The 15,527-nt window shown below is 54.3% G+C and carries 15 protein-coding genes; all 15 read left to right on the top strand.

The window, feature by feature from the left end; translation table 11 throughout:
• Positions 1-25: 25 nt before the first annotated feature.
• The 15 genes from NTU47_17205 (at position 26) to malQ (ending at position 15,516) form a co-directional block, all read left to right on the top strand.
• Complete coding sequence (locus tag NTU47_17205) at positions 26-826, top strand: RNA methyltransferase (GenBank protein MCX6135547.1); 801 nt, start codon at positions 26-28, stop codon at positions 824-826.
• A gap of 7 nt (positions 827-833) precedes the next feature.
• Positions 834-1,769, top strand: a complete 936-nt coding sequence (locus tag NTU47_17200; GenBank protein ID MCX6135546.1) for a P1 family peptidase — start codon at positions 834-836, stop codon at positions 1,767-1,769.
• 108 nt (positions 1,770-1,877) lie between these two features.
• Entirely contained in the window at positions 1,878-2,837 is a 960-nt protein-coding gene (locus NTU47_17195; protein MCX6135545.1) for a pseudouridine synthase, read from the top strand.
• 3 nt (positions 2,838-2,840) lie between these two features.
• The gene (locus tag NTU47_17190) at positions 2,841-3,308 is read left to right on the top strand and encodes an NUDIX domain-containing protein (GenBank protein MCX6135544.1); all 468 of its coding nucleotides are present in this window, start codon (positions 2,841-2,843) and stop codon (positions 3,306-3,308) included.
• A gap of 21 nt (positions 3,309-3,329) precedes the next feature.
• The gene (locus NTU47_17185) at positions 3,330-4,244 is read left to right on the top strand and encodes a PfkB family carbohydrate kinase (protein MCX6135543.1); all 915 of its coding nucleotides are present in this window, start codon (positions 3,330-3,332) and stop codon (positions 4,242-4,244) included.
• 5 nt (positions 4,245-4,249) lie between these two features.
• Positions 4,250-5,320, top strand: a complete 1,071-nt coding sequence (gene mtnA, locus NTU47_17180) for an S-methyl-5-thioribose-1-phosphate isomerase (GenBank protein MCX6135542.1) — start codon at positions 4,250-4,252, stop codon at positions 5,318-5,320.
• An 8-nt stretch (positions 5,321-5,328) separates the two neighbouring features.
• A complete protein-coding gene (gene recO, locus NTU47_17175) occupies positions 5,329-6,192 on the top strand; it encodes a DNA repair protein RecO (protein ID MCX6135541.1) in 864 nt (287 codons plus the stop codon).
• A gap of 65 nt (positions 6,193-6,257) precedes the next feature.
• Positions 6,258-7,790 (top strand): Do family serine endopeptidase, encoded by a 1,533-nt coding sequence (locus NTU47_17170; protein ID MCX6135540.1) that lies wholly within the window; start codon positions 6,258-6,260, stop codon positions 7,788-7,790.
• Positions 7,791-7,948: 158 nt separating this feature from the next.
• Positions 7,949-9,124, top strand: a complete 1,176-nt coding sequence (gene aroC / locus NTU47_17165) for a chorismate synthase (protein MCX6135539.1) — start codon at positions 7,949-7,951, stop codon at positions 9,122-9,124.
• 327 nt (positions 9,125-9,451) lie between these two features.
• Positions 9,452-9,934: an HNH endonuclease gene (locus tag NTU47_17160; GenBank protein MCX6135538.1), complete on the top strand. Its 483-nt coding sequence runs from the start codon at positions 9,452-9,454 to the stop codon at positions 9,932-9,934.
• A 64-nt stretch (positions 9,935-9,998) separates the two neighbouring features.
• Entirely contained in the window at positions 9,999-10,991 is a 993-nt protein-coding gene (trpS, locus tag NTU47_17155; GenBank protein ID MCX6135537.1) for a tryptophan--tRNA ligase, read from the top strand.
• Positions 10,992-11,023: 32 nt separating this feature from the next.
• On the top strand, positions 11,024-11,752 hold the full coding sequence (locus NTU47_17150; protein ID MCX6135536.1) for a segregation/condensation protein A: 729 nt from the start codon (positions 11,024-11,026) through the stop codon (positions 11,750-11,752).
• A gap of 6 nt (positions 11,753-11,758) precedes the next feature.
• The gene (gene scpB / locus NTU47_17145; GenBank protein MCX6135535.1) at positions 11,759-13,264 is read left to right on the top strand and encodes an SMC-Scp complex subunit ScpB; all 1,506 of its coding nucleotides are present in this window, start codon (positions 11,759-11,761) and stop codon (positions 13,262-13,264) included.
• Positions 13,219-13,971, top strand: a complete 753-nt coding sequence (locus NTU47_17140) for a pseudouridine synthase (GenBank protein MCX6135534.1) — start codon at positions 13,219-13,221, stop codon at positions 13,969-13,971. Before scpB ends, NTU47_17140 begins: the two co-directional genes overlap by 46 nt.
• A 3-nt stretch (positions 13,972-13,974) precedes the next feature.
• Positions 13,975-15,516 carry a 4-alpha-glucanotransferase gene (malQ, locus tag NTU47_17135; protein MCX6135533.1) on the top strand — a complete coding sequence of 514 codons (1,542 nt, stop codon included), beginning with the start codon at positions 13,975-13,977 and terminating at the stop codon, positions 15,514-15,516.
• Positions 15,517-15,527: the final 11 nt, after the last annotated feature.

Here is a 15,527-nt window from a genome sequence, read left to right as displayed (position 1 = left end):
TTGGTCATTTTGTCTATATTAAGACATGAGAGTTTCGAAGGCAAACATCAAGTACTTTCGGTCCTTGTCGCAGAAGAAGGTCCGCCAGGCTGAGAAGGTGTTCGTTGTGGAAGGCTGGCGGGCATTGAAGGAAGTACTGAATTCGTCCTCGAAGGTCGAGACCGTCGCTGTCCTTTCCCGCTACTTTGAGGATCCTGATTACAGGTCGATTCTCGCGAGTCTGGGAGAGCGGGGTGCTGACATCAAAGAGATCAGCGAGGTTGAGCTTGGCCAGGTGGCCGATACGGTTCACGCGCAGGGAGTGTTGGCGATCGTTCACCAGCCAATACACTCGCTTGAGAGCGCGGACTTGGGTCAGGTATCCGTCGTTGTTGCGGTGGACGCTGTCAGCGATCCCGGGAACCTCGGTTCTATCGTACGCTCGTCGGATTGGTTCGGCGCCGATGTGGTGCTGCTCGGTCGTGGATGCGTAGAGCTGTACAATGACAAAGTCGTTCGGTCCACAGTCGGTTCCTTGTTTCATGTCCCCATTGTCGAGGGGGTCGATCTTCCCGCTGCACTTTCAGCCATGAAGCGGAAGGGCTTTTCTGTTGTAGCGCTGTCTGGCGATGGCAAACAATCCTACTCGACCCTGAAGCAACCGGAACGGACCGTTTTTGTGTTTGGAAATGAAGCGCATGGCGTGTCAAGGGAAGTGCTTGCCGTCGCAGATCTCGTTGTTCGGATTCCAAAATACGGAAAAGCAGAATCGCTGAACGTCGGAGTAGCGTGCGGGATAGTGCTTGCGCAGGTGCGGGCCGAAAAAGAGGAGAAGAGAGGAGGCTGATCGTCGTATGCTGACCGCCGTACCGGGAATCAAAGTGGGACATTTCACCGACGCCAAATCGCTCACCGGCTGCACGGTCATTCTGTGCCCTCCAAACACCAAAGCGAGTTGTGAAGTCCGCGGGAGTTCTCCGGGAAGCAGAGAGCTGGCGTTGCTCGCTCCCGAGAAGTCGGCGCAGGAGATCCACGCAATCCTGCTCACCGGCGGAAGTGCATTTGGATTGTCCGCGGCCGACGGCGTGATGCGGTGGTTGGAAGAGCATTCGATCGGGTACTCCACGCCATGGGCCAGGGTCCCGCTTGTTCCCACTGCAGTGGTGTTCGACCTGAATGTCGGAAGCAATATCGTCCGTCCTGATGCCTTGAGCGGTTACCAGGCCTGTGCTGCCGCGAGTGACGAGGACAAGCGAGAAGGAAACGTCGGAGCGGGAACCGGATGTACTGTTGGAAAGTGGAAAGGGCTTGAGCACTGCATGAAAGGGGGAATCGGGACAGCCTCGACGGCACTCGCTGGCGTGATTGTGAGCGCGATTGCCGTGGTCAACGCTGTGGGTGATGTCGTTGATGCGGACGGTTCTGTCCTCGCAGGCGCCCGCAAGCCCGAAGGAGGATTTTTTGGGACGACCGAGACACATCGCCCCCTCTCCAGGGGAAAAGTCCTTGAAGAAACCAATACGACGCTCGTCGTGGCCGCGACGAACGCGCTGTTTTCGAAGCTCGAATTGTTCCGCATTTCCCAGCGTATGCATGATGGGATGGCCAGAGCGATCGTTCCGGTACACACATCATTCGACGGTGATGTCGCGTTTGCCCTCTCGTGCGGACAGGTCGCAGCCGATCTCGATCTTGTGGCCGAACTGGCCGCTCAAATGACAGCAGAGGCAATCCGACGGGCCGTGAAATCGGCGAAGAACGTGACAGGGATCCCGGCATTGAATGGATAACGGTTCCTGTTTGCCTTTCTTGGATTCTATTCGAATTTGCTTTATCTTTTTCGTCGCAGATAAGGGTCCCTCCTTGTTCAATCGTTCCATTGCAGGTCTCGAATCCCTATGAAAACTTCTCGCGCAGCGGGACGCGTCACGTTGCCGCGTGCGCTCTCGAAGCTTGGCATCGCATCGCGGACGCAGGCGCTAGGCTTGATTGAGAAAGGCCTTGTTTCGGTCAACGGTAAGATCGAAGTGAATCCGCATCGATGGGTCGATATGTCCGGCGACCGTATCGAACTTGAAAACCAGCTCGTGAAGCGGAAGTCTTTTCGCTATCTCGCACTGCACAAACCTCCGGGATTCGTCACAACAAGGTCCGACGAACGCGGTCAAGAGACGGTTTTCGACCTACTTGGAGAAAGCGGGGAAGGGCTTTCAGCGATCGGCAGGCTTGACAAGGATTCCAGCGGATTGCTGCTCTTCACGAATGATCACCAGCTCGCAAATATGCTGACGAGTCCGGAGTCTGATATCCAGAAGAAGTACTATGTATGTCTCGACCGGCCTATCGGGAGAAAGGAGTTGATCCTCATCACCGACGGCATCGACCTGAGAATCGAAGGACACCCTCATCATACGAAGCCTGCGCAAGCCTCGCAGCTTTCGCCCGGGATACTGGAATTCTCGATTACAGAAGGAAAGAACAGACAAATCCGGCGGATGATGGAATCCATTGGATACGAAGTTATGTCACTGAAAAGAATCTCCGTCGGGTCCCTGCAATTGGGAGGTCTGCGCGAAGGGGAGTTTCGGGACCTGTCGGCTGAAGAAGTTCAACTACTGAGAACGGGACTCCGTCGTTCCAATCCGGCCGAACATAAACGGGAACCTGCACTCCGTCGCTCGAATCCGGCCGAATATAAGCGGAAACCCGGACACCGTCGCTCCAATTCGGCCGAACATAAACGGAAACCTGGACTCCGCCGCTCCAATCCGGCCGAACATGAACGAGAACCTCGACTCCGTCGCTCCAATCCGGCTGATCATAAGCGGAAACCTGGACCCGGCAAACGAAGAGGCTGAGACATGTCAAATGTCGTCTCCCGGACGGTAGAGGTCTGTGTCTTCAAACGAAACAAGGACGCTCCGCGGTATCTGCTACTGAAGAGATCGGAAAACGAAAGCCTGTACCCCGGGATGTGGCAGTTGGTTACCGGATCGGTGCATGACGGGGAACCAGCGGCAAGAGCCGCCATGCGTGAGTTTCAGGAAGAGACAGGATTGACTCCATTGCGATGGTGGGTCATACCTTTTGTAAATTCGTTCTACGATGCGTCGAACGATACGGTTCACGTCAGTCCGTGCTTTGCCATCGAAACTGACCCGGAGCAAACGCCGCTGCTTTCGCATGAGCATCAAGAATATGCGTGGTGCGTCCTTGCGGCAGCTCATGCGCTGCTTGTCTGGCCCGGCCAGCGACAGGAATTGCAGATTGTCCATGAGTACCTCGTCGGGGGACAGGAAGCATCCCGGCTGTTATCACTATCGTTGTAGTCTAACACAAAGGAGTCGTCATTGGGTTTACTTGTCGTTGGTTCCGTCGCGTTCGATTCCATCGAAACGCCCTTTGGTAATGTGAAGGATGCTCTGGGAGGGTCGGCCATCTACATTTCGGTGGCGGCGAGTTATTTCACCGCGCCCGTCAGGTTGGTTGCTGTTGTCGGCGGCGATTTCCCCCGGGAGCACATACGCTTCCTCGAAAGCCGCGACATCGACGTCGACGGCCTGCAGATCGTGCGCGAGGGGAAGACGTTCCGGTGGGGAGGACGGTACCACTACGACCTCAACATGAGAGATTCGCTATACACGGACCTGAATGTCTTCGAGAAGTTCGACCCGATCGTGCCCAGCGGATACAAGAACAGCGCGTACGTCTGCCTCGGGAATATCGATCCGACGCTGCAGAGACATGTCCTCGAACGTGTTGGCAAGCCCAGGTTGGTTGTTGGCGATACCATGAATTATTGGATCGAGCACAAGCCGAAAGAACTCACGGAGACCCTGAAGATCATGGATGTCCTCGTTGTCAACGAATCGGAGGCGCGCTTGTTGACGAACGAACCCAACCTGATCAAGGCCGCGAAACGGATCATGAAAATGGGGCCGAGGATCATCATCATCAAGAAGGGGGAACACGGTGCCGTGCTGGTGACCGAGGAAACGATTTTCTCCGCGCCTGCATATCCGCTTGAGAACATCAACGATCCCACCGGGGCAGGTGACGCGTTCGCCGGAGGGTTCGTGGGCTGGCTGGCACGCACGGACGATCTCTCTCCCGAGAATCTGAAGCGCGCCGTCGTCTATGGAAGCACACTCGCATCGTTCTGCGTCGAGAAGTTCAGCGTCGACGGAATGAAGGACCTGACATATCTCCAGATCCAGGACCGATACCGGGCCTTCATGCAGATCTCGCGGTTTGATGAAAGGTAATCGTCATGCGATCGATTGAGTGGTGCAACGGCAAAGTCAGATTTCTCGATCAATCGCAGCTTCCGACAAGAGAGAGCTACATCGAAACCGATGATGAGGACGTCGTCGCCCGCGGGATCAGGACCCTTGCGTTGCGTGGTGCGCCCTTGATCGGCATCGCGGCATCGTACGGTTTCGTACTCGCGTTCGACCGCCAGAAGCCCGTTAATGCCCGGTCTTTTGCCGCGTTCGTCGAACGCACGACCCACCTGTTCGCCTCCACACGCCCGACCGCCGTGAACCTCTTCTGGGCTCTGAATCGCATGCGGAACGTCGCCATCGAATCGGCCGGCAAGTCCTTCGCGAGCATTCATACGACTCTTCTCGCGGAAGCGATGGCAATTCACACAGAAGATGAAGAAATGTGCCGGCTCATTGGCCAGTTCGGGGCGGAGCTGCTTCCCAATGCTGCGAGCGTCCTGACACATTGCAACACCGGGAGCCTGGCGACCGGGGGCGACGGAACCGCTCAGAATATTTTGAGAACAGCGTGGGAACAGCATAAGCTCAAACACGTCTATATGGACGAGACGCGTCCCCTCCTCCAGGGTGCGCGTTTGACTGCCTGGGAGTTGCGGCAGCTTCAAATCCCCTCCACGCTTATCACAGACAGCACCGCAGCGTTTCTGCTTCAACAAGGCAAAGTCAATGCGATTGTTGTCGGTGCGGATCGTATCACGCTGAACGGGGACGTGGCCAACAAAGTGGGGACATACAGCCTGGCAGTGCTTGCACGATATCATAAAGTCCCATTCTATGTCGCAGCGCCAAGCACAACAATTGATTTCGAGATGGTGTCGGGGAGTGAGATTCCGATAGAACAACGAAGCAGTCTGGAAGTCACGATGATTGGTGATTACGTCATAGCGCCTGAAGGAGTGGATGTCTATTCGCCGGCGTTCGATGTGACCCCGAATGACCTCATCACGGCAATCGTAACCGAAAAGGGAGTACTGAGAAAGCCATTTCGTGATGCGCTCGATGTGCTGAAAAAGCAGGACATGTCGAAACTGATCCGCAAAGCGGTCTTTCGCTGAGTGCGGCGATGATTACCAAGACCGAGGCCGTTGTCCTGAAATCGATGAACTACCGTGACAGCAGTAAAATCGTCACGTTCTACACCCGCCGCTTCGGGAAGGTAAAATGCCTCGCAAAAGGGGCCAGGCAGGCGAAGAGCAAATTTGGCGCCGGTCTCGAGCCGATCACGAACGTCCTGCTTGTCCTGTACAAGAAAGAGAACCGTGAACTGCAGCTGGTCTCGCAGTGTGATGCGGTCAAAACCTACAAAAGGATCAATAGTGAGCTCGAACGTATGGCCGTCGCCCTTGCCGTACTCGAACTCGTGAACCAGCTGGCGCACGACGAAGAAGAAAACAAAGCGCTGTACGACTTGCTGGTCGAGACTCTGGATGAGATCGAGCGTGCCGGAAAGAACTTCGTGAACCTGTTTTTCGCCTTCGAAATCCGGTGTGCATCGATTTTCGGTTATTCGCCCGACATCGAGTCTTGCATGGACTGCGGGCGAAAGCTGGATGAGATCGGGCCAGACGGGTCCGCTGTATTCCAGCTGTCGAGGGGCTCTGTCATCTGTGGTCCCTGCAGTTCCCAGGTAGGTGTTGCTAAAACCAACATCCATCTGCAGAAAAGAGCCTTCCAGGGAATCGGGGAGCACCGAAATCAGGAGGACGGAAACACACGTATTTCCCTAAGCACGCTGAAGATTCTGCACCGGTTTCTCACGGCACGGCTCGAATCCGTCGCTTCGGTTGAGTTCACGGCAGCGGCGGGGAACGAAATTGATGGAACTTTGCGTTTATATTTGCGTCAACATTTTGAGGATCTCAAGCCCATAAAATCATTAGACATCTTGAGGAATTTCGTTGTTTCAGAGGAAGGACAGCCCCCCTGAATACCGGGGTTGTTCAATGACTAACCAATTATCAAAGGATTAACACAGTGTCGAGGAGATTTTCCATGTCGATGAAATCAGTTGTTGCTGCAGTACTGCTCATTGCTCTGGGCATCGTTTTTGGAGTAACGCTCGTGTCGAGTTTCAAGGGAGTCGATTTCACATTTGCGGGGCAGGATGTCAAGCTCGGTGCTCAGTCGAAGCAATCCACGCCGCACCCTACACTGCAGTCGCTCAACGAGGCGTATCACGGAATAGCGAAGGAAGTGACGCCGACGGTTGTCTACATTGTCGTGACGTCCAAGCCGAAGAATGGCCGAAGTTCCCAGAATCCTTTTTTCCATTTCTTCGGTCCAGATATGCAGACTCCGAGGCAGCAGCCTGAAGTAGGCGCTGGATCCGGAGTCATACTCACCCAGGATGGATACATCCTCACCAACAATCATGTTGTTGAAAGTGCAAACTCGGATGGCATTGAAGTGACGCTCTGGGACAACAGAGTATTCAAGAAAGCGAAACTGATCGGCACAGATAAGTACACGGATCTGGCGGTAATCAAAGTCGATGTTCAGGATTTGCCGGTACCTCACCTCGGGAATTCAGATAACGTGGAGGTCGGGCACACGGTGTTCGCGTTCGGCAACCCTCTCGGTCTTACGTCCACGATGACGCAGGGAATCGTGAGCGCGCTCGGACGCCAATTGAGGATCATCGAAGATGGTTCTCCGTTGGGCATCGAAGATTTCATTCAGACGGATGCAGCAGTGAACCCCGGAAACAGCGGCGGTGCTCTGGTGGACGTCAAGGGGGAGGTCGTCGGCATCAATTCGGCGATTGCCACGACTAACGCCCGATATCAGGGATACAGTTTTGCGATTCCGATCAACCTCGCGAAGAAAGTCGCGACTGACCTGATCAAATACGGAAAGGTGCGTCGCGGGTATATCGGTGTGTCTATACAATCGGTTGATGCGACCCTCGCGAAGGCGAATGGTCTCAGCAAACCGTCGGGGGTCTTTGTGCAGACCGTGAACCCGGGCAGTGCGGGGGCCGAAGCAGGGCTGAAGGAGGGAGACATCATTCTCTCTGTCGATGGAAAAGAAGTCAATACTTCGAATCAACTTCAGACGATTGTTGCTTCGCATTATCCTGGTGAGAACGTAACTCTCAAAGTGTATCGAAATGGAAAGTCATTCGAGAAGAAGGTCACGTTGAAGTCCCGCGATGAAGCTGAGGAGGAAGTGGCCGCCAGGAATCCGAAGGATGAATCCGAGGAGCCGACGGATGCGGGCTCCAAAGGAACGTTGGAGCTCGAGAATCTTGGCATGACTGTCCGCAATCTCGATTCAAAAGTGAAGAAGGAGTATGGCGTAGAGAACGGTGTGCTCGTGGAGAATGTTGAGCCGATGAGCGAGTCGAACAAGCGCGGACTCGCTGCAAGCGACGTCATCGTAAGCGTCGGTGATCAGAACATCTCTTCGGTGGCACAGTTCGACAAGGTCCTGAAAGGGAAGAAGGCGGGAGATGCAGTTCTCATGAGAGTCAAGGGGAAGGACAAGTCGATGCGTTTCGTGGCGATTGAGGTCCCTGGGAAGTAAACCCTGGACGAATGCTGATATTGAAGGGCGCAGGATTCCTCCGCAGTGAGCGGGCGAAACTTGCGCCTTTTGGTTTTTGGCCGATTGATAATCGGACCAATTTTCGCTTTATTGGTTATAGGCACCTTGAAAAACTGCAAGAACCAAAGGAGTTCACGTTGATCCGATACCTTACTGCAGGTGAATCGCACGGCCAGGCACTCGTCGGTGTCATCGAAGGAATCCCAGCCGGGCTCCCCATGACAGCCGAATACATCAATCATCAACTGTGGCGCCGGCAGCAGGGGTATGGAAGAGGCGGAAGGATGCGCATAGAATCGGATGCCGTTGAGATTCTCTCGGGCATCCGTTTTGGAAAGACGCTTGGATCTCCGATCTCGTTGTTGATCAGGAACAAGGATTGGCAGAACTGGACAGAGAAAATGGCGGTAGGCGGAGATGGCAAGGGCGTTGAGAAAATCTCCGTTCCCAGGCCAGGTCACGTGGATTTTGCTGGCGCTCAGAAATACGCCTTCGACGACATCCGGAATACTATTGAACGTGGAAGTGCGCGTGAGACTGCAATGCGTGTCGCGTGCTGCACTATCGCACGCAAGTTGCTGGAGGACTTTGGGATTTTCATCGGGAGCCATGTCATCTCAATCGGCCAGGTGAGAGTCACTGATCGGAAAGTCATCGACAGGATTTTCGGAAAGCTCATAACTGCCTCGTGCGGCTCGTACAAGATTACAGAGGAAGCCGACAAGTCTGAAGTCCGAATACTCGATGACTCTCTTTCGAAAAAGGCAATCGCTCTGATCAAACGGGCGAAGAAGCTCGGCGATACGCTCGGAGGGGTGTTTGAGGTTATTGTGACTGGATCTCCCATCGGGTTGGGGAGCTACGTGCATTATGACCGGAAGCTGGATGGGTTGCTCGCTCAAGCGCTCATGTCGGTACACGCCGTCAAGGGTGTTGAGATAGGGGCTGGATTCGCGAATGCTGCCGAGTTTGGGTCTAAGGTGCACGATGGATTCGATCTCAGGGGCGGGAAGGTCATTCGGTCTTCGAACAAAGCCGGCGGACTGGAGGGAGGAATCACGAATGGCGAGATGATTGTCCTCCATGCAGCCATGAAGCCGATTTCGACACTTGCCAACCCGCTGCAATCCGTTGATCTGAGGAAGATGAAGACTGTCGGCGCACGCTATGAGCGATCGGACGTCTGCGCTGTTCCGGCCTGTTCGGTGATCGGCGAAGCGGTCATCGCGCCTGTTCTCGCGAACGCATTTCTTGAGAAATTTGGCGGAGATTCGATCCGGGAGATGAAGACCCGATTTAGAAAGCCAAAGTGACCCGCTTTTTGCCCGTCAGACTCTGCTTCACTGATACCACGACCCATGCATGAAGGGGTGAGCATTTCCTCCTCGGAAAGCACCTCATCTTCCCGGCCGATAAGTTCAAAACTCCCTCGGATTCAGACTTTTCCTTCAATTCCTCGCGATTTCAATCCTTGACTATCATTTTCGATTATGCTATATTTTGCAAGGAATAATGATTGATTCTTCAAGCAACTGTTCACCAAAGGTCCATATTTGTAGACGTGAGGAGGTGCTTTAGACTTCAGCGCAGTAGAACTCGTTCTACGTTCCAACGGAAAACTTAACCGCAAGGTGCTCGTTTTGAATCACAATTACGAGCCGTTGAGCGTCTGCAACGTAAAAAAGGCTGTTATCCTTCTGTTTCTTGGGAAAGCTGAGTTGATCGAAGCTTCTGATGGTAGGTCCCTTCATGCCGTTTCGATGACGATGCCGTTCCCGAGCATCGTTCGCCTCTCTATCTACGTTCGTATCCCCTTCAAGAAGATTGTACTTTCTCGAAAAAATATTCTGCGCCGCGATGGACACCGATGTCAGTATTGCGGGCGCGGTGATGTGCCGTTGACTGTGGATCACGTAATTCCAAGGGCGAGAGGGGGCGAGGATACGTGGGAGAATCTTGTCGCTGCATGCGTGCGATGCAACAACAAGAAGGGGGATCGGCTGCCGGGTGAAGTGATGATGTCTTTGAAAAGGAGGCCGATCCGTCCAAATCACGTTATGTTTATTCGTGATTTTGTGGGAAGTGTGGACGATGGCTGGAAACCGTATCTCTTCATGAATTGAGTGCTTAGAGAATCTGGCGATGTGTCGTTAGAATACGAGTGGCGAAAGGAGATTGCAGCGAGCGTTGAGCCAAAGAAAGAAAGTCATCCTGAGCGGTATGCGCCCAACGGGGAAGTTGCATCTTGGCCATCTTGTCGGCGCATTGGAAAACTGGGTTTCGCTTCAGGGTGAATACCAGAACTATCATCTGATAGCGGATTATCACGCTCTTACGACGAATCCTGATTCATCCGAGATCTACGAAAACTCGGTGGATATGCTCGTCGACTGGTTATCTGCCGGGCTCGATCCGGCAGTGAGCCCGATGTTCAGGCAATCACGGGTAAAGGAACATGCAGAGCTGCATCTGATTTTTTCGATGCTGATTACCACTTCCAGGCTCGAGCGGAATCCCACGCTCAAAGAGCAGGTTCGTGACCTGGAAATGGACACAATCGTGTATGGCCATTTGGGATATCCCGTGCTGCAGGCAGCTGATATTCTTCTGTACAAAGGCGATGTCGTTCCCGTTGGTGAGGACCAGCTTCCTCATATCGAAATTACGCGGGAGATCGCCCGCCGGTTCAACGCACAGTACGCGGCGGCGAAACCGGTGTTCCCCGAGCCGGAGGGGAAGCTTACAAGATTTGCGCGGCTTCCAGGTTTGGACGGACGTCGCATGAGCAAATCGATCGGCAATACCGTGCTCCTTTCTGATCAGCCCGACGTGATCAAGAAGAAACTGAAAGGGGCCGTGACAGATCCCCAGAAGTTGCGGAAGGGGGATCCCGGACATCCGGATGTCTGTCTCGTATTTGCGTACCATAACAAGTTCAATCCGGAAGAAACAGCGGAAATCCGGTCAGGATGTGAGAGTGGGGCATTGGGATGCGTTGACTGCAAGTTGCGATGTGCCGGCAGGATAGTGGACGCGCTCGGACCTCATCGAGAGAAACGTTTGTACTACGAAAATCATCTCGACGAGGTCAAGTCGATCCTGAGCGATGGGGAAGAGAAGGCCAGAACCATCGCGCATCAGACGATGAGCGAAGTGCATGAAGCGATGAAGATGGGGTGAGCCGCGACTTCTGTCGTGACAGCCAAACCAAGATGCCAGATCAAACATATACTATAAAGCTTCACGAGTTCGAAGGGCCGTTGGATCTCCTCCTGTTTTTCATCAAACGGGACGAGCTCGATATCTACAACATCCCGATCTCGAGAATTACGAAAGAGTTTCTGGACTACGTCCATTACATGGAAGCGCTCGATCTGGAAATTGCAGGAGAGTTTCTTGTCATGGCGGCTGAGTTGATGCAGATAAAAGTGAAGACGCTTCTCCCGCCCGAACCTGGGCAGGAAGAGGAACAGGATCCGCGGGCGAACCTGGTGAAACGCCTCGTCGAGTACAAACGCTTCAAGGAGGTAGCCGTCGGCATGGTGGTTCAGGAAGCAGCCCAGCGGAAGGTGTTCTATCGCGGATACTACGAGGCCGACCCGAGGGTTACCACCCAGCAGGAAGAGGACGAGTCGCTCAGGGACGTTTCGCTCTTTGATTTGATTTCATCTTTCAAGTTCGCAATCGAGCGCATGCCGAAGAAGTTCGTTCATGAAATTGTCCGGCTCAATGTGACGCTCGAGGAACAAATCGACTATATCAACGACTACTTCTCCAGGCGCTCGGAGGCTACGTTCTACGAGTTGGTGAAGGACATGGTAGAGCGGATCCGTGTCGTCGTCACGTTTATCGCGTTGCTCGAACTGATTCGATCGAACAGAATAGTGGTGCGCCAGGCGGAGCCGTTTGGCGAGGTATCTATCATGAGGAATGTGGCGTAAACCCCGATGGCTGAGACAATCACGACAACCCAACCAGGAGCAATGCTGCAAGTGCCGACCTCAGTGAGGAGCCTTGTGGAGGCGCTGATTTTCGGAGCACGCGAACCTTTGACCGTTCGCCAGATACAAGCGCTGTACGAAGACCAGGGTACCGAAGGGGCCGAGCCGCGCAAGATTTCATACGACGAGATCGCGCAGGTCGTTGAAGAGTTGAATGCCGAGTATACGTCATCTGATAAGCCTTTTCGGGTCATCCAGATTGCTGGCGGCTACCAGTTTGCCACGCTGCCGGCCTATGCGGAGTGGCTTGGCAAGCTTTACAAAGAGCAGACCCGACGGAAACTGTCCCAGTCGTCGGTGGAAACGCTCGCCATTATCGCGTACAAGCAGCCGATTACAAAACCCGAACTGGAGGCAATTCGCGGTGTCAATTGCGACTACGTGCTCAGCACGCTGCTGGAAAAGGACCTCGCGACCATCGTTGGACGTGCCCCGACAGTTGGAAGGCCGTTACTCTACGGCACCTCAAGAGAGTTTCTGAGGCATTTCGGTTTGAATGATCTGAATGACCTCCCGAAGCCTCGCGAAATCCAGGAGATCCTCGGAGACAGTCAGTTTGAGACCGAGCGGCGTATGCTGGAAGCACAGCAGGGAATGGAAGAGGTGAAGCAGGAAGAGGACTTCAAATCCCGCTTGCCTCATATCCCGAAGCGAAAAGCCGGGTTGGATGACGATGTCAAGATCCTGCCGAGGAAGCGGACGCGGGAAATCAAGGTGCGCTTGGCTGACGAGGCAGGTGCCGTGACACCTGAAGCGGCAAAGGAGGAGCAGTCGGTAAACGTCTCTCCTGAAACGGTTTCTGCCTCCATGCTTGAAGATCAGCCTGTGGTTGTATCTGATGAGCTGGCACCGAGTGAGTCGGGCGCCGTTCCCACAGTTGACAATGAGTTGACGATTCAAAGTCAGCCATCAGAACCTGAAGTGGATTCCAGCGATGTCCTCCTTAGCGCAGAGCAATCCAGATACATAGGCCTCACGCAGTCGGATTCGACCGAACCATTGGTTGGGCCCGAAGAAGTCGTAAGTGAAGAGAAGGCCTCGCCTGTCGTGGAAGACCATCTGGAATTAGCGCCGAAAGTCTTAGAACTGCCCGCGGAAGAAGAGAATCCGCTTGTGATTGAGGAGGAATCGGCTGATGAAGCAACGGCCGCCGATACTGTCCAGGAGATTGATACGGAAACTGTTCTGCCGGCTGATGTTGCTGTGAAGGATGTGATTCCGACGCAGAAAGACGATACAGCCAGCGCGGGCGAAACTGTCAAGGATATAACCGAATTCACACCGCAAGCCGTTCCCCCAACAAGTGCGGACCACACTGAGGTTGTTTGGTACACGGAGTCTGAAATGGCGCATGCGGACGAGCCTGATGCTCACAATGGTTCCCAACCTAAGACCCGGTGGAAGTCGTGGAAAGAGAAGATTCAAGGGTTCATCAAAAAGCTATTCGGTTAAACAGGTTTCTCGCTCTCGCGGGGGTAGGCTCACGCCGAAAGAATGATGAACTGATTCTCTCCGGAGTCGTCAAGGTTAATGGCAAAATCGTTCGCGAGCTTGGAGTCAAAGTCGACCCGTTTTCCGACCGTGTGACCCTCCAGGGTCAAATCGTAGCCCTCCAGCGGAAGATTCACTACCTGCTTCTCAATAAGCCCAAAGACTGTATCACGACCACCAGCGACGAGCGCGGGCGTGTGACAGTGATGGACTATGTGAAAATGCGCGATCGGATTTATCCGGTTGGGAGATTGGATAGGAACACCACGGGTGTACTTCTCCTCACGAATGATGGAGAATTGGCCAACTCCCTTATACACCCGAAGGGCAAAATCGAGCGCGTGTATCGGGTGAAGCTCGAGCGGGGGATCGCCGACGAAGATTTCAGCCGGCTAAAACGCGGTGTGCGTTTGGAGGATGGAATTGCGAAGCCGCATGAGGCAGGAGTGATCCCGGGAACGAAGCGCAAGGAGATTTTCATAGCGTTGACGGAGGGACGAAACAGGGAAGTGCGCAGGATGGTCGAGACACTCGGCTATGAAGTGGATGCTCTCGAACGCGTATCGTTCGCAGGTCTTACGACGCAAGGTCTTGCCCGCGGACGCTGGAGAGCTCTCACACGGAAGGAAGTCAGACATCTGAAAGAACAAGCGGGATTGGAAGAGTAGCCTATGAGGTTTTCCCGAAGCAGTGGAATTCTCCTTCACCCGACGTCGCTCCCCGGTCCCTATGGCTGCGGAGACCTGGGCGAAGTCTCGAGACACTTCATCGAGTGGCTCGTCGTGGCCGGCCAGAAGGTCTGGCAGATTCTGCCGCTCGAACCGACGGGCTATGGAAATTCTCCGTACATGGCACTTTCAGCATTCGCCGGAAATCCTCTTTTGATTGGATTTGAGGCACTTCTGGCTAAAGGATGGCTGAAGCAGGAAGATCTCCTTCCGGTTCCCGCTTTTGAGTCAAACCGCGTAGACTACACAAAGGCTATCCCGTACCGCATGCTGGCGCTTCACAAAGCGGCGGACAGGTTTTTTGCCCAACACCGCGAGTCCGAAGAAGCCGACTTCCAATCGTTCTGCAAGGAACACTCGTCATGGCTTGAAGACTTCGCATTGTTCAAGGCGATTGAGGACCACTACGCCGGCGTCGAATGGACAAAATGGGACGCAGACCTGGCTCAGCGAAAACCAAAATCTCTCGAAGGTGCGCGCAACGAACTGGCGGGGGAGATTCAATTCTGGAAGTTCGCCCAATGGCAGTTCTACCGGCAGTGGGCAGATGTAAAGAAATACGCGAACGATCGGGGCATCAAAATCATTGGCGACATTCCGATCTTCGTGGCACATCACAGTGCGGACGTCTGGTCTCATCCCGAGCTCTACTTCCTTGATAAAAAGGGTAAACCCACCGTGGTCGCCGGGGTTCCGCCGGATTACTTCAGTGAGACGGGCCAGCGTTGGGGCAATCCACTCTATCGATGGGGGAAGATGGAGGAGGATCGGTTCCAGTGGTGGGTCGAACGCTTCCGGCGCACGTTTCTCCTTGTCGACATCGCGCGCATCGATCACTTCCGTGGTTTCGTCGGTTATTGGGAAATACCGGCCACTGAAAGAACCGCTGTCCGCGGTCGTTGGGTTGCCGGGCCGAAGGAGAAACTGTTCAAGGCCGTGCAGCGAAAACTCGGTAACCTGCCGATCATTGCGGAGGATCTCGGTGTGATCACGCCGGATGTCATCGAGCTTCGTAACCAGTTCGAGTTTCCGGGGATGAAGGTGCTCCAGTTCGCTTTTGCCGGAGGTCCGGACAATCCGTTCCTTCCGCATCAGTATGAACACAACAGCGTTGTCTATACCGGGACTCACGACAACGATACCACCCGGGGATGGTACGAAAGCGCGACGGAGAGGGAAAAAACTTTTGTGAAGAAGTACTGCGGCGCAAATGGTCATGAAGCGCAGTTTGACCTGATGCGGCTCGCTTCGAGCTCAGTCGCCGACATGGCGATCTTCCCGTTCCAGGATGTGCTCGGCCTCGGAACTGAAGGCCGCATGAACTTTCCGGGCAAGGCCCTCGGCAATTGGGACTGGCGATTCTCATGGGACCAGGTCGGACCTGAGCACGCTCTGCGAGTCTACGAGATGTCAGCACTGTATGGTCGCGTTGCGCCCGACCGCCTCAACCTTCCCGAGTATCCTCAGAACCGGCGGCGACCATAGCTGCCGGACGA

It is taken from the genome of Ignavibacteriales bacterium (genome assembly GCA_026390595.1).
Taxonomy (GTDB): domain Bacteria; phylum Bacteroidota; class Ignavibacteria; order UBA10030; family UBA10030; genus UBA9647.
This window is presented reverse-complemented; position numbering and strand designations above follow the sequence as displayed.